At 54.9% G+C, this 18,441-nt stretch carries 19 protein-coding genes; 8 read left to right on the top strand and 11 right to left on the bottom strand.

Annotated elements, in window-relative coordinates:
* Positions 1-26: 26 nt before the first annotated feature.
* The 3 genes from A7E78_RS05880 to arsB all read right to left on the bottom strand — a co-directional run bounded on the left by A7E78_RS05880 (position 27) and on the right by arsB (position 2,139).
* Positions 27-338 carry a carboxymuconolactone decarboxylase family protein gene (locus tag A7E78_RS05880; protein ID WP_083552763.1) on the bottom strand — a complete coding sequence of 104 codons (312 nt, stop codon included), beginning with the start codon at positions 336-338 and terminating at the stop codon, positions 27-29.
* A 102-nt stretch (positions 339-440) separates the two neighbouring features.
* Positions 441-779 (bottom strand): ArsR/SmtB family transcription factor, encoded by a 339-nt coding sequence (locus A7E78_RS05875; protein WP_072283364.1) that lies wholly within the window; start codon positions 777-779, stop codon positions 441-443.
* 157 nt (positions 780-936) lie between these two features.
* Positions 937-2,139: an ACR3 family arsenite efflux transporter gene (gene arsB, locus A7E78_RS05870; RefSeq protein WP_083552760.1), complete on the bottom strand. Its 1,203-nt coding sequence runs from the start codon at positions 2,137-2,139 to the stop codon at positions 937-939.
* Between the two features lie 81 nt (positions 2,140-2,220).
* On the opposite strand from arsB, the gene A7E78_RS05865 reads away from it, so the two are divergent.
* The gene (locus A7E78_RS05865) at positions 2,221-2,439 is read left to right on the top strand and encodes a hypothetical protein (protein ID WP_072283362.1); all 219 of its coding nucleotides are present in this window, start codon (positions 2,221-2,223) and stop codon (positions 2,437-2,439) included.
* 117 nt (positions 2,440-2,556) lie between these two features.
* Here A7E78_RS05865 and A7E78_RS05860 read toward each other — a convergent pair whose 3' ends face one another.
* A complete protein-coding gene (locus A7E78_RS05860; protein ID WP_072283361.1) occupies positions 2,557-3,429 on the bottom strand; it encodes a Rossmann-like and DUF2520 domain-containing protein in 873 nt (290 codons plus the stop codon).
* Positions 3,430-4,015: 586 nt separating this feature from the next.
* On the opposite strand from A7E78_RS05860, the gene A7E78_RS05855 reads away from it, so the two are divergent.
* Together A7E78_RS05855 and ftnA are read left to right on the top strand one after the other, a co-directional pair.
* Positions 4,016-5,659 carry a tetratricopeptide repeat protein gene (locus A7E78_RS05855; RefSeq protein ID WP_072283360.1) on the top strand — a complete coding sequence of 548 codons (1,644 nt, stop codon included), beginning with the start codon at positions 4,016-4,018 and terminating at the stop codon, positions 5,657-5,659.
* Between the two features lie 64 nt (positions 5,660-5,723).
* Entirely contained in the window at positions 5,724-6,221 is a 498-nt protein-coding gene (gene ftnA / locus A7E78_RS05850) for a non-heme ferritin (RefSeq protein WP_072283359.1), read from the top strand.
* Between the two features lie 171 nt (positions 6,222-6,392).
* On the opposite strand, the gene A7E78_RS05845 is transcribed toward ftnA, so the two are convergent.
* The 7 genes from A7E78_RS05845 to A7E78_RS05815 form a co-directional block, all read right to left on the bottom strand.
* Positions 6,393-6,557 (bottom strand): response regulator, encoded by a 165-nt coding sequence (locus A7E78_RS05845; RefSeq protein WP_256359862.1) that lies wholly within the window; start codon positions 6,555-6,557, stop codon positions 6,393-6,395.
* Positions 6,558-6,764: 207 nt separating this feature from the next.
* Complete coding sequence (locus tag A7E78_RS05840) at positions 6,765-7,214, bottom strand: C-GCAxxG-C-C family (seleno)protein (RefSeq protein WP_072283358.1); 450 nt, start codon at positions 7,212-7,214, stop codon at positions 6,765-6,767.
* A gap of 107 nt (positions 7,215-7,321) precedes the next feature.
* Positions 7,322-7,741, bottom strand: coding sequence for a rhodanese-like domain-containing protein (locus tag A7E78_RS05835; protein WP_072283357.1), 420 nt, complete (start codon positions 7,739-7,741; stop codon positions 7,322-7,324).
* Between the two features lie 381 nt (positions 7,742-8,122).
* A complete protein-coding gene (gene selD, locus A7E78_RS05830) occupies positions 8,123-9,109 on the bottom strand; it encodes a selenide, water dikinase SelD (RefSeq protein ID WP_072283356.1) in 987 nt (328 codons plus the stop codon).
* Positions 9,110-9,272: 163 nt separating this feature from the next.
* Positions 9,273-10,625: a radical SAM/SPASM family putative metalloenzyme maturase gene (locus A7E78_RS05825; protein ID WP_072283355.1), complete on the bottom strand. Its 1,353-nt coding sequence runs from the start codon at positions 10,623-10,625 to the stop codon at positions 9,273-9,275.
* Between the two features lie 201 nt (positions 10,626-10,826).
* Complete coding sequence (locus A7E78_RS05820) at positions 10,827-11,510, bottom strand: PilZ domain-containing protein (RefSeq protein ID WP_072283354.1); 684 nt, start codon at positions 11,508-11,510, stop codon at positions 10,827-10,829.
* Positions 11,511-11,703: 193 nt separating this feature from the next.
* Positions 11,704-12,903 carry a PP2C family protein-serine/threonine phosphatase gene (locus A7E78_RS05815; RefSeq protein WP_072283353.1) on the bottom strand — a complete coding sequence of 400 codons (1,200 nt, stop codon included), beginning with the start codon at positions 12,901-12,903 and terminating at the stop codon, positions 11,704-11,706.
* 233 nt (positions 12,904-13,136) lie between these two features.
* Here A7E78_RS05815 and A7E78_RS05810 point away from each other — a divergent pair, with 233 nt between their 5' ends.
* From A7E78_RS05810 to A7E78_RS05790, 5 genes are all read left to right on the top strand, one after another.
* Positions 13,137-13,895 carry a TlyA family RNA methyltransferase gene (locus A7E78_RS05810; protein ID WP_072283352.1) on the top strand — a complete coding sequence of 253 codons (759 nt, stop codon included), beginning with the start codon at positions 13,137-13,139 and terminating at the stop codon, positions 13,893-13,895.
* Positions 13,892-14,659 carry an SAM-dependent methyltransferase gene (locus A7E78_RS05805; RefSeq protein WP_072283351.1) on the top strand — a complete coding sequence of 256 codons (768 nt, stop codon included), beginning with the start codon at positions 13,892-13,894 and terminating at the stop codon, positions 14,657-14,659. The genes A7E78_RS05810 and A7E78_RS05805 overlap by 4 nt, the downstream gene beginning before the upstream one ends.
* Positions 14,660-14,768: 109 nt before the next feature.
* On the top strand, positions 14,769-15,899 hold the full coding sequence (locus A7E78_RS05800; RefSeq protein WP_072283350.1) for a metallophosphoesterase family protein: 1,131 nt from the start codon (positions 14,769-14,771) through the stop codon (positions 15,897-15,899).
* Positions 15,896-18,115 (top strand): ATP-binding protein, encoded by a 2,220-nt coding sequence (locus tag A7E78_RS05795; RefSeq protein ID WP_072283349.1) that lies wholly within the window; start codon positions 15,896-15,898, stop codon positions 18,113-18,115. The genes A7E78_RS05800 and A7E78_RS05795 overlap by 4 nt, the downstream gene beginning before the upstream one ends.
* Positions 18,090-18,437 carry a histidine triad nucleotide-binding protein gene (locus A7E78_RS05790; RefSeq protein ID WP_072283348.1) on the top strand — a complete coding sequence of 116 codons (348 nt, stop codon included), beginning with the start codon at positions 18,090-18,092 and terminating at the stop codon, positions 18,435-18,437. The genes A7E78_RS05795 and A7E78_RS05790 overlap by 26 nt, the downstream gene beginning before the upstream one ends.
* Positions 18,438-18,441 lie beyond the last annotated feature (4 nt).

The raw sequence follows: 18,441 nt of genomic DNA, 5'->3' as shown, positions 1-18,441 counted from the left end.
GGTGCCCCGCAAGACACAACGGGTGTTTAAATATCAAGATCTTTACATGACTGAGCTATTATGTCGGCGGGCCTTTGGCGGACTTTTTCACCTATTTGAACCGCTGCGGCCAGTTCTGCGTGGCTGGCACCCGCTTTGCGGGCTGCGTTAATGTGGTATTCGAGACAGGGAGCGCAGCAGGCCGCCACTGAAGCTCCGACGGCGATTAATTCCAGGGTCTTGTCGTCCACGGCCTCACTGTTTGCGAGCTGGCAGTTTGGAACCTGATCGCTTCCATCCTTGGTCTTAAGCAAGCAGCAGGCGTTTCTAGCGAGTGTTTCCAGGGTTTTCTTGTCCATCTGTCCTTCTCCTAGTTTGAGCAATAAATATCAATGGTACAGCCGGGTTATATATCCGAAAAAGCGGATATTTGGGTCAAAAAAAACCAAAAAATTAAAAAATCAGGCGCAGTTTTTTTTTTGCAAAGCCTCTGCAAGTTTTTGGCAATCCTTGGCCCCGATAGTGGTATGGGGCAGGTTCTCCCCCAGAACTTCCAGCAACTGGCTGGCCAGGGGGCTGCCGTTCCTGGCCAGGGAGTAGTGCGACCAGGTGCCGTCACGGCGGTCTTCGACCAGTCCGGCATTTTTCAGGATGGCCAGATGGCGGGAAGCCGTCGATTGGGGCAAGCCCAGCACAGCCATAATCTGGCAAACGCACACTTCTCCGTCAAGAAGCAGACATAGGATGCGCAGCCGGGTCTGGTGAGCCAGAGCCTTGAAGAGTGCGGTAGTTTTCTTCATGACTGACAACATAATCCGGTTTTTCGGATATATCAAGAAAAAATACTTTGCCGGTCATTCTCTTTTGACGCCTGGATGCAACCGAGTCTGGGCTGCAGGGGCGGGTTTGGGGCTCAAGACCCTTCTTTGGCTACTTGTCCGGCAGCCTGTTCGTCCGTCAGGCCGATGGAAACCATCCCCTGGTTTTTTTGCATATGCCCACCAGCATCAGCATCAGCGGGACCTCAATCAGCACTCCGACGACGGTAGCCAGGGCCGCACCGGAGGAAAGGCCGAACAGCATGACGGCAGTGGCAATGGCCACCTCGAAATGGTTGGAGGCACCGATGAGAGCGGCCGGTGCGGCATTTTCGTAGCTGAGGCCAAGCCTTTGGGCTGCTCCATAGGTCAAAGCGAAGATCGTCACCGTCTGGATGAACAGGGGAATGGCGATCCAAAGAATGGTGAGAGGGGTGCCCAAGATGACAGCCCCCTTGAAGCTGAACAGCAGCACCAGCGTAGTCAGCAGAGCGATGATGGTCACCGGCGTCAGCCTGTGCAGAAACTTGTCCTGAAACCACTCCTTGCCCCTGGCCGCGATCAGCCAGCGGCGGGAGAAATAGCCGGCGACCAAGGGTAGGGCAACGTAGATGCCGATAGACAGCAGTAAGGCCTGCCAGGGCACCGGCAGCCGGCCGATACCTAGCAAGAAACCGCCCAGCACACCGTAGAGCAGCAGCATGGTCAGCGAGTTCAGGGCGACCATCACCAGGGTCAGGCCGTCGTTGCCCCGGGCCAGATAGCCCCACACCAGCACCATGGCTGTACAGGGCGCAATGCCGAGTAAAATGCAGCCGGCCAGATAACTGCGCCAAAGAGGGATTTGTAACATCCTTACCCCTTCGTGCAGCACCACCGTTCCGGCACCATGGGTCGCGCCCACGGGCAGGTCGAGGCCGAAGGGAAGCTTGACCAGGTCCATGGCCTCGGCACCGATCAGACCGCGGAACAATACGCCGAGAAACAGCAGAGACAGAGCATACATGGTAAAGGGTTTGATGCCCCAATTCACCAGCAGGGTCAACAGCACAGGTTTACCGCTTTTGCCGGCTTTGACCACCGAGGCAAAATCGATCTTTACCATGATCGGGTACATCATGAAAAACAGACAGACCGCGATGGGAATAGATACAATAGGCGCGTTGTTGACCGTGATCGACATTCCATCAAGGGTGTGGGCAAGGTTCGGCGCAAATCTTCCCAGAACGATACCGGCGACGATACAGAGCCCGACCCAGACCGTCAGATAACGCTCGAAAATGTTGGACATCTTCCGTTCGTCGTTGGCTGTTGTCGTAGAAAGGGATTCTGGAAGTTGCATGTCTTAACCTTCCGATACGGGGTGAAAAGTTATCGTCCCTCCCCGAATCGGTCGCAAGGGGGAAAGGGTGGTACACGTTGGATGCTTTCGAATATCCAGCACAAGGGGCTTCTTGAGCGTGATGCTCATCAGCAAGACATCATCCTTAAAACCATCACCGGCATACGCCTCTGCCCGGGTCAGAATGGTTTTATTCAAAGCCTGACCGGTAAGCTTTCGATGGGCATTCAAGGTGTTGGCCCGTTCAATGAATTATATCATTTCCTGCCGGTGCCTGGAACGAGGCGGAAAAACGGATGAGCGGTATGCTTGACGGGGGTTGGTCTGTGCGACCAGAGAGAAGGCGGATGCCTGCCCTGAACGCAACGCTTATGCTGGTTAAATCTATGCGGCGCGGCTTTTTGCGCCTACAGCCTGTTAGTCTCGCTCCAGCAGTTCGGCCAGCGCGGCAAGGGAGTCCGATGACGCGGTGCCCTGCAGGCGGGACAGTTCCAGGGCGGTCGCTCCCAGGTCCCGATAGAGGTTTCCAAAGCGCGGATTCCAGTCAGATATCGCAGAGAGTTGTTTGGCAACCATCGAGTGGTCTCCTCTCGCTATCGGTCCGGTGAGTGCCCGTACGGTTCCCGAATTGAAGATGTTCTCCACGGTGCCGCGCACGATCGGTTCCATTACCTGCATGGCAGTCTCCCGATCCAGTCCGGCCTTGAGGTAAGTTTGAGCGCCTATTTCGATCAACGATGTCAGGTAATTGCAGACCATTACCGCCGCGGTGTGATAGATGGTTTTGAATTGAGGATCTATCGCCATAGTTTTCCCGCCGACCGCCTCGAAGGCTGGACGGAGAATTTCCAGCGCCTGGTCGTCGCCCTCCATCCCGCAGAAGGTACCGCCAAAGGTCTTGACTGATTCAGCGGGATTCGCAAAGCTTTTGACCGGATGAACACTTCCAATGCAGGCCCCGGCCTCTTTAGCTGAAACAAGATCGGCTGAGGGCAGGGCACCGCTGCAATGGAACACGACGTTACCGGAGCGCAAGAGGCCGGAAGCAGCGAGTGCGCGGCACGATTCACCTATCTGGTCGTCAGGGGTGGCGATGAGGAACACTTCTGCGGGGCTCATCTCTGCAATCCCGGCGACCGGCCGGCCGGCACCGATAAAACGGGCCGCTGATGAACCACTTTCCTCGGAACGGTTCAGGATGTCACCAATTGTAAAAACTTTTTCCTGACTCCACAGGCGTCCGAGTGTTTTGCCGACATTTCCGCAGCCAATAATACAGAGTTTTCTCATCAGTTATTTCTCTCTACAGCAAGCACACTTAACGATTGAATTCAGCGGGAGCCGAAGGCGAGGATGTTCCACCGGTTTCGTTGACACACCGTACAGGTCAGGTTTCTTAAATCTCTTTCGGGATTCCTGTCCCCCAAGGGAGAGTGTATTCGGCGGCTATTGTAACAAGATATATACTCTCCGACAAATCCTGCAGCCGATCTGCCGTTTTTAAATCGAGGCCATGGACACCATTGGCTTTCATGTGTAGATGTGGAAACGCTTGAGTCTGTTGGTAATCCAGAGTACCTCGCTATGTTTCCCAGTGAAACTTTTTTCCCTGCTTGTCGCTGAAAACACAAGCGCCATGGATTATGGCTGCTTGCGATGGTTGTCTTTGGAAAGTCGACTGGTCCCCCTGTGTTGAACCTGATAAAAGCGTAGTGCTATAGTAAATAGATGAATCTAAGGCTCGCTGAAAAGAGGCATGAGGTAATCGTGGCCTTCAGGCGAAACTGGTATAAATCGAAAAGGAAAGCCGCCGTTGTCAGCTTGGTCTGACAGGCGGTTTTGTGCTTTTGGTAACAATACAGACTGGAGATCGGTCATGAAACGACTTCTCGTATGGGGATTTTTGATCTTCTTTTGCGGGTTATCGACGGCGGCCCTGGCCCATGAGGAACATGGGAGTGTGCCGCCCATAGATCCCGTCAATGTTTACGGCCAGCAGCTGGGCAGCGTGACTGTGCCTTTTGTTTGCAATGAAACAGCCGCCGGCACAGCGCAACGTGGTTTGGCCTTGCTGCACCATATGACCTACGTGGGGGCGCGCGCCGCCTTTGCCGTTACCATACAAACTGATCCGGATTGTGCCATGGGCTACTGGGGGCAGGCGATGAGTTACATTCATCCTCTGTGGTCCGACCCGCCAAACCAAGCCGATTTTGATCGGGGTAAGGCCCTGGCCGCTACAGCTATGAAGATGGCCAAATCTGAACATGAGCGGGCCTATGTCAGTGCGGTCACGGCCTACTACGCCCAGGGACGCAACTCCACCGAAATAACTAACCTGAGTGCCTTTGCCGAGAGCTGGCGCAAGGTTTACGAGAGCTTCCCCGATGACCTGGAGGCGGCCAGTTTCTACGCCCTGGCATATCTGGCTACTGCCAGCCCGGCGGACAAGACTTACGCCAGGCAGAAGAAAAGTGCAGCCATCGCCAAGCAGGTGCTGCAGTACAACCCCGATCACCCGGGAGCTCATCACTACACCATCCATGCCCTGGATTATCCGCCTCTGGCTGAACAGGCCCTGGAGGTGGCACGCAGCTACGGCAGCATCGCCCCCGAGGTGCCCCACGCGCTGCATATGCCGGCCCATATCTTTACCCGCCTTGGCCTGTGGCCCGAGTCCATCGACATGAACCGGCGTTCGGCCGATGCTGCCCTTAAACATCCGGCGGACGGTAAAATATCCCTGCATTATCTGCATGCACTTGACTACTTGGCCTATGCCTATCTGCAGCGCGGCGAGGATAGCCAGGCTAAAGCGGTGCTTGACGAGCTGATGGCTTTGTCGGGGCCATACCAGAGCCATGTGGCATCCGCCTATACCTTTGCCGCCGTGCCGGCCCGTCTGGCGCTGGAACGACAGCAGTGGGCGGCGGCCGCCGCCCTCAAACCGCAGACGCCGAACAACTATCCCTGGCAGATCAATCCTGCCATGGAGGCCATCACCTACTTCGCCAATGGTCTCGGCGCCGCCCGCACTGGCGATACGATGATGGTCGCCCGTGCCATCGAGCGGCTGGCGGCTCTGGAAGCCAAGGCGGGGAAGAACTCGCTCTACTGGGCCGGGCAGATCGAAATTCAGCGCCTGGCGGTGACTGCCTGGCGGGCCTATGGGGAAGGCAACAAGCAGGAAGGGCTGACCCTTATGCGTCAGTCTGCGGCACTAGAGGCGGCCACGGAAAAGCATCCCGTTACCCCGGGAAAAGTACTGCCGGCCCATGAGCTGTTGGCCGACATGCTCTTCGATATGGGGCGTTACGACGAAGCGCTGGCTAACTATCAGGCGGCACTTTTGCGCAGCCCCAATCGCTTCAACAGCCTTTATGGCGCGGGGCGCTCGGCCGAATTGGCCGGTCACCGTGAGATGGCTGCATTCCATTATGCCAAGTTGGTCGAGGTTGCCGCCGCCGAATCCAAGCTGCAGCGGCTGCAAAAGGCTCGTTCCTTTCTGGGCAAGGAGTGATGGTTCTGTGGTAAAATTAGGCAATTGAGGTAGTTTGACGCGACTTATGAAAGGAGTTCCGGCCATGTTAAGTAAAAATATGGTCACGAAATTAAATAATCAGATCAATCTGGAAAATTATTCTTCAAATATTTACCTGCAGATGAGTGCCTGGGCTGAAATAAAAGGCCTGGATGGCAGCGCGGCATTTCTGCGGCAACAGGCCAGGGAAGAGCTTGATCATATGCATCGGCTCTTCCAGTATGTCCATGAAACCGGGGCACTGCCGGTTCTTGGTGCGATCAAGGCGCCGGCTACCGAATTCGAGTCGATTAGCGAGATGTTTAAGCAGGTGCTGGAGCACGAGAAGCTGGTTACGGCAAAGATCAATGAGTTAATGGATGCGGCCATCAAAGAAAAGGATCACTCCACGGTTAATTTCCTGCAATGGTATGTGGCCGAACAGCACGAAGAGGAACATACGATTCAGCAGGTGCTCGACAAGATACAGAATATCGGCGAAGCGGGCAGCGGGGTCTATTTTATCGACCGGGCCATCGGTGGGATGGTGCATAAGAACTGATCCGAAAGCAGCAGCTTGGATAACGTAGGCAGAACGAATATAGCCCGCCCGGGACACCGGAGCGGGCTATTTTGTCTCTCTGGGATCCGAGGCAGGTGGGGCCGGGCATGACAGGCACTTGAAGCCGGGGTAAAAAGATTCCATCCGTGTGGCCAGGTCCACTCCGTTCATCTACGGCATGATAACATCGATGATTAGCAGGTGAAACTCCCCAGTGTGTCTCTCGGCAAGGGCTATGGCTTCTGTGGCGGAGGCGGCTTCCATGACCGGGTAGCCCAAGGTTTGCAGTATCATGGTGACAATATCCCTAGTTGCCGGGTCGTCGTCGACCGGCAGGATGGATTCGTTGCCTTTGGCGGTCTAAAACAAATAATTTTGTGTTCCATCTCCTCTATGTAAAGGCAAAAGGGCCACCTCAAGTGCAGGGTGGGACTTTTTGCGGGTGATTCGACAGATGACTTGGCGAAAAAGTCAGAGCTATTTCAAGTGGGGGCTCTGGAAAAGCTTAGAGGTTACTGCGTCGGTGAAGTCTTTAGAAAATAGTCACTTGGAGTACTCATCTATTAAGCGGGCGGTGAGCGCTACACATTCTTTGCATGTAATGAGTTTGAGCTTTAAGATTCGTTTACATTGAGATGAGCCGGCCCTGCGCTCAAATTCACGTGTTAGTTTTTCGGATGTTACCCTGTCAGAGAGTAAATATTTTCCAGCGTATAAGGCACCACATAGGCCGCCTGGCACTCTTCCGTAGCCCATAGTTTTAGCCGATTGTATGTCGGCATCTTGAACTGCAAAACGATTTTTAAAGGTAAGCAGTACGGCCTGGGCGCAGTTGTATTTTTCAGGACCGCAAAACAAGGACTCTGCGGTTTTTTCTGAATAGCTTTTTGGTATTTCATTGTTGTTGAGATATCTCGGGCGTGATTTTGTCGGCGTCTTTCCGACAACATCTTTTGACTTTATATTTTGCCTTTTGCGTCTAAAAAAGAACATCACGTTTCGCTTTCGAGAAATCCGGTGTGCCTGTTTCTCTTAAAATAAATGCCCACCCGGTTTCCGGGGTGGGCATTTTAGACCGACTCGTATTTTAAACAATTTATTTACTTTTTTGCCAGCAGCTCCTCGTAGGGCCATTTGGCCTGACCGCCCTCAAGAATCATCAATCGGCCTTCTGCAATGTCTTGGCTTTTCAGATAATCGTAGGCCCGTTTCGCACCGCCACCGCCTCGTGGACAGATGATAACAATGGGCTCTGCGCTTGTTTTTGCCTGGCCCAGCACGGCTGCCAATTTATTCCGGTCAGTTTCCGACTTCACAGGATAGGCATAGGTGTCAATGGCTCCTGAAATATGATGCTGGTCAAACTCCTTTTTTACCTGAATGTCCAGTAAGAGAAGGCCTTCTTGCGTTTCCACTTTTTGTTTCACCTCAGCGGCACTGATGTAGTGGTAACTGCCTGCCCAGGCCGAAACAGAGAGAAGGGCCACGGCTGAGACGATCAACATAAAAAGTTTCTTCATTTTTATACTCCTTTTCAGCCTGCATGGTCCCTTTAATAGCTGAGTTTTTACCCGATGGTCCCAGTCATGTGTGCTGGTCGGAAATAGCTCTGGACGGCAGGTGGTTTTTTTCTGGCCGAGATAGATAAAACAGGACGAATTCAGGTTGCAAACATATAGAGAAAACCTGAGGATTGCAAATTGTAAATATCGATAAAAGGCAAGGGTGGTATCGGAAAAACCTATAAGGTGGGGTGTTTTCAGGACTAATCCCTGTTATGGCTCAAGACGAGCAAAGCCCGGTCTAAGGACCGGGCTTTGACTGGTTCCGTAACCTGGCGGGGGATATCGGCTCAGGCAAATAGACACTGATTCAGGCCGCGATTGTCAACGTCTCGACCATCAGACAATTCGCAGTCTCGGCCGGGGGCCGGCCACCGCCCGACCGATGATGGCCGAAGCTGCAATCCCGGCCTGGTGCAAGTCACGCAGTAGCGCATCGGCCTGATCCCCGGCGACTGCCAGCAGAAGACCGCCGGAGGTTTGGGGATCGAAGAGCAGTTCACGCTGGGGAGCCGACAAATGACTTGGCAGGTCCAGTTTCCCTTCCACCAGTTTGCGGTTGGCGCCGTTGCTGCCGGTGGTCTCGCCCTTTTGGTACATCGCCAGAACATGGGGATGAATGGGCAGGGCTGCATACTCGAGTTCAATCACCAGGCTGCTGCCTCGGGCCATCTCCAGGGTGTGGCCGGCCAAAGCAAAACCGGTGATGTCGGTACAGGCATGGACTTCGTAATTGAGGGCGATCTCCATGGCCGGTCCGTTAAGAAAGGCGATCTGCGGCAGCACCGGGTCGAGTTCCGCTCGGGGCAAGCGGCCTGAGCGACAGGCGTTAAAGAGGACGCCGGTTCCCAGGGGCTTGGTGAGAATCAGCACGTCTCCCGGTCGGGCACCGTTGTTGGTGAGAATCCGTTCGGGGGATACCACTCCGGTCACGGACAGACCATAGACCGGTTCCTCGTTGTCTGTGGAATGACCACCGGCGAGACTGGCGCCGGCCTCGAGGACCTTTTCGTGGCCTCCTTTGAGAATTTCTCGCAGGATGTCGGAACCGAGCTTCTTTTCCGGATACATCACCAAATTCAGGGCGGTAATCGGCCGTCCGCCCATGGCGTAGATGTCAGACAGAGCGTTGGCGGCGGCGATACGGCCGAACCAGATCGGGTCATCCACCGGCGGGGTGATGTAATCGACGGTTGAGACCACCGCCAGGTCGTCGGTAAGCCGATAGACCGCGGCATCGTCGCTCGATTCGAAACCGACCAATAAGTTGGGATCGGTGGGGGCTGGCAGCCCCCGTAGCGCGTCCGACAGGACCGTCGGACCGATTTTAGCCGCTCAACCGCAGGTTCGGGCCAGGCTGGTGAGCGTCCTTTTTTTTCGGAAAAACTTCATATTTTCTTCCTTGTATCAAATGGCATAATGAAAAAAGTGGAGTTAGTGTAGTCGATTTATATCATCGGGGGTGGATTAACTTTTGGTGTGCTGTGCCTTACTGCAGGCACTGCAAGAGCCCCATAGCCCACTGGCAGGAACCGCAAGACTCGCTGCCGGCGAAGCAGTCGTGAAGAAAGTCTTCTTCCTGGACCAGGTCGCAGGGGGCGACGCAGCAATTGGTGCAATAGGGGTAGTCGAACTCCACTACGTTACGGCGGAATGTGGTGAATTCTTCGTCGTTCCAGATGTCCAGCAGCGGACGTTCATCGAGACGACCGAACTCCTTGACCTTGACCAGTCTGTCCCAATCGTTAATGTAGCAACGGTACTGATGCCAGAGGAAATAGCAGGGGTGTACTCCGCCGTACCAAGAGATGAAGGCCGAACCGCCGGTGACGAAATCGCACTTGCGATCGGCCAGAGGGACGGTCACCGGCAGCTTGAGCTCAATACCCATCTCATCGGCGACCCGTTGTGCTTCCTCGTAGACATGCTCCACCTCGGTCTGCAAGGCCGTGTCCCGTTTCAGCAGTTGCATGACATCCATGAAGATGTCAAGTTTGCGGGCCTCGGCGCGCATTTCGGTTACCATGGCGTTAACCTCGCGGATGCGCGGATCGACCAGGTTCTTTAAAACCCGCTCTCTCTCCCAGGCCATATAGTCGTAGGAGTAAATATCCAACCCCATCTTCGCCATTTTTTGTTTCCATTTATCGAAGAGCGCGACCGCTGCCTCGCTAGCGTTGTGGTAAGTAGTCTGTTGCACCCCGGAAGGGTCGTAGGGTAGAGCCTGGGAGACGATGAAAAAATCGGCACCCCTTTCTGCCACCCAGCGTACTGTATCGGGTAATTGATGAAGATTTTCGCGCATGGTAACGAACTCGGAGCCGACCTTCAGTCGACCCTTCGGTCGTGCGCGTCGTGCCTCAGCGAGCACCGCAAAGGCGCGATCCATGTCGCTGAGGCTTTCGCCTTCTCGAACCTTGCTGAAGGTGTCGGGGCTGACTCCGTCCACCGACAGGCAGATGCGGTCGAGGCCGGCATCGACCAGGGCGAGGGCCGTCTGTTGATCGAGGAGCAGGCCGTTGGACTGAAAACCGATCCAGGCGCTATCGGGCATTCTTTGCCGGGCCCTGGCTATCCATTCGAGCAGGTGGGGGTGCATCAGCGGCTCGCCGATGCCGTTGAGTACCAGGGCTTCCAAGTAAGGAAATGCCGGCTCCAGCGCGGCAAAGGTTTCTTGCCTAAGGTCACCTTCGATGACCTTACTGTCCGCTGCCTGTTTGACGCACATGGGGCAGAGCAGGTTGCAATGAGTGGTGGTTTCAACGAACAGCTTGCTGGGATAGGTGCGAAAGGCGGCTTCCTCGGTGGTAGATGCTGCCGTTGTGTGATTGCGGTTGGGCACGGTGCGCTTCTCCTTCCGGGAGGCTGCTGTGAAATGCTCTCCCGGGTATTGTCATCATCGTTGGCGCTCAGAATAGCCCAGACAGTAACCGAAATAATTGACCACGGGCAAGAAATATATAGTTTTTAGACAAGGGTCTGGGGTTGCGGGGAAGCCCTGAATTGCTTATTGGCAGAAAAAAGAGATGGGCGGGACGTGCGATTAAGACGGCGAATCGTCGCAGTACTGATAGATCTCCTGCCGTTGATTCGGTTGCAGGTCAATAAACTTGGTGCCGATGCCGGGAATTCGCGTCTGCTTGCCCCAGGGCACGTAGCTGCAGAGCTCTACTCGAATGGGACTTGAGTCGTCAAGCTCAAGCAAGCGAATCCAGGCGGTATCGATGTTGTTCCAGTTGTGGCTGGAGATAATAAAACAGCCGCCTCGGGAGAGATCGAGGGTGGCGGTTTTTTCGACTCGCTCCATGGAAAACTTTTGGTCTGGGCTTAACAAGACATTAAGGTGGATGTCGTATCGTTTGTTTTCCCGGAAGATCAGGGCGCGATCGGAGCGACAGAACCGTTTAACAAAGTCTCCGAGGGGGTCTTCCTTGTCGAGAATCTCGCCAAAGACCAGGCCTCCAATCTTTTGGACCGCTGTGTTCCAACGCACCAGTAAGGTGGGGTAGTACTCAGAAGCCTCCTGGATAAAAGCTTTGTCCTTTGGTGAAAATTTTGCCGTGGCCAGCACATCAAGAACCAGCCCGTTATAGGGGCCGCGCACAAGTCGCTGGTTCATGTTCTCAATATTGTCAACCCATTCACAGCAAACATCTATTTGCTTAAAGGCTTTTTGGCAGGCCGATACCGCTTCAGTATTGTCGGAGAGAAGCAGCAATTTGATCATGGATAACACCCTTCTGCTGATTAAATATCAGAAAGTTTTCGTTGCGGGAACAACACCATTTTCCTCAACTTTAACGCCTTGGAAGTAATAAGGGAAGGGGGGCAAAAAAGCAACCCATCTTTTGTTCGTAGAGCACTGTCGAGCCTGTTTTTGTTGTTAAGGACAGAGAAATGCCGCCAGGGGGCTATTGACGCTATGAGTCGTTATTGCCCAGGTATTCGATGCCGATCAGGGTCAGGTCGTCCTTGAAAATCATATCCTGGCCGTGACTTTTAAGGGCTTCGATCAGATTGTCCAAGGCAGGTTCAAGGGGGCGTTTTTTATTGGCGGTCAGCTTGCGGAACAAGCGTTCCTGGCCGAACTGCAGGTTTTGCTTGTTGCTGTGTTCAGTGACCCCGTCAGAATATAGAAATAACCGGTCTCCACGGTGCAGGAGGACCTCTTCTTCTTCAAAGGGGCCAGAACAACCGGTGCCGATAATGGAGCCGCCGGCTTTCAGGGCTTTGCAGGAACCGTCACTTCGTACCAGCAGCGGCGGAGGGTGGCCTGCGTTGCTGTAGCGTATCTGACCGGTGCGGGTGTTGATGAGCAGATAGCTGATGGTGAAAAGCTTGCCGAAGCGCTCCAGTGGATATTCCTGCTCCAGTTGCTGAAGGACTTCTGCCGGGGACAGCAGGCGGAAGTAAGGCGGCTTGTTCTGCGGTCGACGGACGATACGACCGGCATGAGGAGAGAGGCTTTGGGTGACCGAAACAGTGACCATGGCAGAGGAGATGCCGTGGCCGCTGACATCCAGAACGTAGGCCAGGACGGTGTCTTCCGTAAGGCGCACGATGTTGAACAGGTCTCCGCCGACCTTTTCGCATGGAACCAGGCGCCAGGCGACTTGCAGGTTAATTGTATCCGGCAGGCTGGTGGGTAACAGTGACTTCTGGATTTCAGCCGCCGAACGTTGATATTCTTCGAGTTGATCTTGCTTTTCCAGCAACCGCCTGTTGGCGAGTTCGGCTTCGTAGGTCAGGCGCCGAATGGTTAATTGGGCTGCAACCTTGAAGCGCACTTCCTGGGCGTCATCGGGGCGGTTGATGGTATTGTCTATCCAGGAGGGCGTTGTATTGCTGGTTTTAAACTCATCCTGCGTGCGGGAGGAGTAGAGCAGGCAGGAAACGCTTTCCTGCTGGCACTGGAAAGCCAGCTCTGACCAGCTATTGGCCTGGTGCAGGTCGTCCAGGTCTGAATCGAGCAACAGCAGATCGGGTAGCTGTTGCAGCATGCTTTCGGTCTCCGTCAGGTTGGCGGCACGCAGAATATGATAGCCTTCGTCACGCAGTACCTGGTAGATCGCCTGCGCGGCGGCGGTTTCCTGTTGAGTAAGGAGGATTTTTCCCGGCATGTTAACCCTTGAATGTCAATGGCATGGTGCACAGTAGACAACTTTAACAAAGCGCCTTGGTTTTGTCCCGTGCCTTTTTTTCATTTTTTTTCAGTGGTGTCTGCAATACTCAGGGCGGTCAAAACTGTTGCCCGTCGCCACCCCCTATGATAGTCTGTTGACCCATGTTTTAGCGGTCTTTTGCCGCCCTGCAGACCCTTTTATTTTGCCGTTTTAAGCGGCTGCGTGCGCCGATGCCTCCAAAAGAACGTCTCGACAAATTACTGGTTATGCGTGGCCTTGTGCCATCGCGCGAGCGGGCTCGTAGCCTGATTCTGGCCGGCAAAGTACTGGTCAATGAGCAGCTGGTCGACAAGGCCGGTACCGGCGTGGCCAGCGATGCTGAAATTCGCCTCAAGGGCGAGGATATTCCTTATGTCTCGCGGGGTGGCTTGAAGTTGGCCAAAGCCCTGGAACATTTTGCTTTAGCAGTGACCGACCGTGTGGCCATCGACGTTGGCGCTTCGACGGGGGGCTTCACCGATTGTCTGCTGCAAAAAGGGGCTGCCAAGGTTTACGCTGTCGATGTCGGTTATGGCCAGTTGGCCTGGAGTCTGCGACAGGATCCCCGGGTGGTCAACCTGGAACGGACCAATATTCGTCATCTGCAAAGCAATCAACTTGCTGAAGTGCCCTCGTTGGCTGTGATCGATGCGTCCTTTATCTCCCTTGACAAGGTATTGCCGGTAACTTTGTCGTTGCTCGCCGACGGTGCCGAGGTGGTCGCCTTGATCAAACCTCAGTTCGAGGTTGGCCGTGGTCAAGTCGGCAAGGGCGGGGTTGTTCGTGACCCCGAACAGCATGCTACGGTGGTGGCGCGTATCGAGCAACTGGCCACGGAACTCGGCTGCCGGGTTCGGGGGGTGGTCGAGAGTCCGGTGCTCGGTCCGAAGGGCAATCGTGAGTTTCTTATCTATTTACAAAAGACACAGCAAGAAGGGTGCCAGCTGTGAGCCTGGTTTATTTTGTCGGTGCCGGCCCCGGCGATCCCGAATTGTTGACCCTTAAAGGGGCGCGATTGCTCGCTGAAAGCCGGACGGTCTATGCCTTTAGCCCCTTTGATCAAACCTTTGCCGGTCTATTGGCCGGTAAGGAATTTTATAACCCTTATGATTATAGTTTTGACGGATTGTTGACGCAGTTGCATGAACAGCGACAACGGGGATCGGTGGTTTTTCTGGTTCCGGGAGATCTGACCTTTTTCTCTCCCTTTCAGGCCCTGATAGAGCACCTGGGGGATGCGGCCCAGGTGGTGCCAGGAGTCAGTACGGTTAATGCAGCCTCGGCGCTTCTAAAGCGTACCCTTAATCTGTCAGGGACCTGCAGTCGTACCCTGATTGTCTCACCCCGAGTTCTCGAAGAACTGCCTGGCAGTCCCTCTCTGGAGGAATTGGCGGCCCCTGGAGTAACCCTGGCGATCTATATGAATCATCTGCCGTTAACCGAGCTGGTAGAACGTTTACGGCGGGGGTACGGGAAAAATGTCGCCATCAGCCTGGTGCACCGGCTCGGTTTCTCCGGTGAAGAGGTGGTGAACGGGACTCTGGACGACATCGTTTCCCAGTGCGGGGACCGGGACCTTTTTGCCGGTAGCGGCGGACGTCGTTCCGGGTTGACTTTGGTTTTGGTTGGCGAAGCACTGTCCGCTGCCGTGGATCATGGGTGGTGGGACCGGCGTTATTATCGTCAACAGACTCAACAAGAGCAGCAAAATTGATAAACTTTTTCAGGCTTAGACCTTACATTCGGTCGATAGCATGTTTTTTAAGCCCTTCCGGGGGTTTTGCGGGCTGTTTTAATAGCCCGATAAAAAGAGGCGTTTTGCCATGATTCGTATTCTGCATACCGCCGATCTGCATCTTGACGGTTCTTTTGCCTCCCTTGGCAATCGCGCACCGCAGCGGCAGGTCGATTTTCTCGAAACTTTTGAACGTATCGTGACCCTGGCCATCAAAAAGGATGCCCAGTTATTGCTTGTGGCCGGAGATTTGTTCGATCATCCACGCCCTGGTAAAGTGGCCCTGGGCAAGGTCCAGGCCGGTCTGCAACGCCTTTCTGAACGTGGTATCGTGCCGGTATTGCTGCCCGGCACCCATGACAGTCTGGTCTCCACCGATGCCGTCTATCGTCAGGAGGACTTTCCCGGGGTGGTCTTGCTCGATCAGCCACAAGTTAAAGAACCGGTGGCACTCACCGTCGATGGCCAGCAGGTCTATCTGTACGGTTTTGCTTATCGCAGTTATGTTTCGGAGGATGCCCTGGAAGGTATGCAACGGCGGTGCGACGAAGGTTTGCACGTGGGGTTGTTGCACGGTTCCCGGCAAGGCAGCCCGGAATGGAATTACCGTAAAAAAGACTTGCCTTTTTCTCTTGAAAACCTCAAGAGCTGGGGGCTCGACTATGTGGCCCTGGGGCATTATCACAGCTTTGAAGTGCTGTCCGAAAATGAACGGATTTATGCCTGCTATCCAGGCTCCCCGGAAGGTAAACGTTTTGGCGAAAACGGATCACGATACTGCGCCTTGGTGACCATCGATAAAAACCAGGCAGCGGTGGAGCCCTTGGAGGTTAATGGCCGGGAACTGGCCGAGGAGACCCTCGATCTGTCCGGTTGTACCGAGTTGGATGAGGCTGTGGGGCGTGTTGCCTCTTTGAATAACTCCAAGCTGCTGTTGCGTCTGACCCTGACCGGAATTCTTGAAGCTCCCATCGACCTGTCTGCCTTACAAAGTCGTTGCGAAGATGGTTTCTTCTATCTTGAACTGCAGGATGAAACCCGCCTTTTCGATAGCGACTACGCGCGCCGGATCGAACCGGAAGAGACGGTTCGAGGTATGTTTGTCCGCCGTGCCCGGAAGTTGATGGCAGAAGTTCAGGATGATGAGCGGCCGGTAATTGAACACGCCTTTCGCGAAGTATTGACCCGCTTTCGCGCTTTTAGCGGGGGTGACCAATGATTCTTCGCAGTCTGGAGCTGAAGCACTTCGGTAAGTTCACTGAGCGGAGTTTTGATTTCCGGCGGGGGTTCAATCTGGTCGTTGGAGCCAACGAGTCCGGTAAGTCGACCATGATGGAATCCATCCCGGCGGCGTTGTTCGGTCTGCGGGACAAAGAACGCTACAAGCCCTGGGGAAGACAGGGCAGTTGCGAGGCCGCCCTGGCTCTGGAAAATGGCGGTTGCACGGTGCGTATCGAGCGGGAACTGCTCAGCGACCGGGTGCAGCTGGTTGAGCGTGACGATCTCTATCAGGTTCTCTATCAGTTCGACGGAAAGGCTGCCCCGCAAGGACGTTCCTCTGAACGGGCCGAATACCTTGATCAGCTTAACCGGCTGTTGGCTGTGGCCGATGAGGATATCTTTCGGTCCAGCCTCTTTTTCGGCCAGGGTGACCTGGAGCTGGCCGATCGCAATGGTCTGACCACCCGCCTCAAGGCATTGCTGTCCGGTTATGTTGAAGTCGATTATGATCAGGTTCTGGCGTCATTGAGCGATGATTATTTCAACATTACCCGCAAGAATCCCTGGGGTAAGGACAAGACCCGGCCCCGCCAACTCGATGAACTGAGCGATAGGATTGAGGTGCTTCAGCAGCGCTGGTTCGCTGCCGAACAGGGCCTTAAGGAGCTTTCCTCCCTGCGGGAGCAGATCGCAGCGCTAAGTGAAACGATGGAAAAGGACCGGGAGAATTTGGCCTCCGGTGAACGTTACCTGGACTGGGTGCGTAAGCAATGGCAGCTGGAAGAGAAAGAAGGCAGCCTGCGCAAGGATTACGGCAGGATTCATCGAGAGTCCGGCAAGGTCGAGGAACTGGAAAAGCGGCGCGCCGACCTGGAAAAGGATCTGGCAAAAACCGGTTTGCCCCGGGAAATGCCGGAAGAGTTGCCTCCCTTGCTTCTCGAAGGTGAAAGCATACGCAAGGAGATGGTAACTTTACAGGCTGAGGCCAGTGCTTTGCAGCAAGAGGTTGCCAAACATGCCAATCCCGCTTGGAAACGACCGGTCCTGATTTCTGTGGCAGCGGTTCTGGTCGCCGTAGCGGCCGGTTTGTTTGGCGGAGCATTCAAACTTCCCCTTTTTGTGCTGGCCGGGGCGGCAACCGTCACTTTTTGGGGCCTGCACCTGTGGCGTTGCTTTAAACTGGGAGGCCAGCGCAAGGACTTGCAGGAAAAATTGCAGGTTGTCGAGCGCCAACGGGACGAGGCAAGGGAGCGTCGCATCGATCTCAGCAACCGCTTGGAGGTTCGTGGCCTGTCCACTTCGCCGGTGGAACTGGTGCGGATGCAAAAGAACCTTGAGCGCCATCGGCAGTTGTTGGGCCAAATCAAGGAGGTGGAAAGCGCTCTGCAGGTGTTGGACAACTCCGAGCATCTGAGCGAGGAAAAAGAACTGCTAACCCGCGAATTGGCTGTCCTCGGCGAACGTATGGAGCAGGAAAAGCCGTTGCGCCAGGAGGAGCTGATGAGTGCCGAAGAGCTCCCCCGGGCCGAGGAGCAGTTGCTGCAGCTGCGCGAAACGATCCGCCAGAATGAACAGCAATTACTCGACCTGACCCGGCGCGAGGCGGCACTGCAGGGAGAATTGAGCAATCTGCAGCAGATCGAAGAGGAAGGCGAACAGCTCAAGGAACGGGAGGCGGCGCTGCTGCAGCAACGGGATGCCTTGGCCGTGGCCTATCAACTGCTGTCCGAATCGGTAGACGAGTTTCGCCGTACTTATCTGGAACGCTTTGCTGCGGAGATCGGACGTTACCTGGGGCTGCTCACCGCCGGACGGTATCAGAAAGTTCGCCTCGCCGATGATTTCTCCCTGTCCCTGCCGGGGCGGGGCAGGGATTGGCGGCCGGTCGAGTCTTACAGTCGCGGAACCAACGATGCGGTCTATTTCGCTGTTCGCCTGGCTCTGACCCGGCAACTGGCCAACGGCATTCCTCTGCCGCTACTTCTCGATGATCCGTTGGTCAATCTCGACCGTCAACGCTTGGCCGAGGCGCTCAAGGTATTGGAACGACTTAGCAGCGAGCATCAGATCATTCTGTTCAGTCACGATGAACGATTGCTGAAGAGGGCCGCTCGCGATCGCTGGAACGTCGTGACTCTCGACGATCAGGGCGGTAACGTGGCAACCGCCGCTCAGGAAGGGAAGGACGATGGAAAACAACTGTCTTTTTTGTAGCATTATCGATGGCAAGATACCGGCCAAGATTCTCTACGAGGATGAACTGCTGGTGGCTATTGAGGATATCGCTCCCCAGGCCCCCCATCACTACCTGCTCATCCCCCGGGAGCACATTGCGACCACAAACGACCTGACGGAGGCGCATCGCGAAATGGTCGGGCATGTTTTTGTGGTAGCGGCCAAATTAGCGAAGCAGTTCGGAATTGATGAGCAGGGTTTTCGCGTGGTCAACAATTGCATGGAAGGTGCTGGTCAGACCGTTTGGCATCTGCACTTTCATCTGCTGGGCGGCCGTACGATGCACTGGCCGCCGGGTTAAGCTC

It is taken from the genome of Syntrophotalea acetylenivorans (genome assembly GCF_001887775.1).
Taxonomy (GTDB): Bacteria; Desulfobacterota; Desulfuromonadia; order Desulfuromonadales; family Syntrophotaleaceae; genus Syntrophotalea_A; species Syntrophotalea_A acetylenivorans.
The sequence above is the reverse complement of the archived record's forward strand: the minus strand, read 5'-3'. Positions and strand labels throughout refer to the sequence as shown.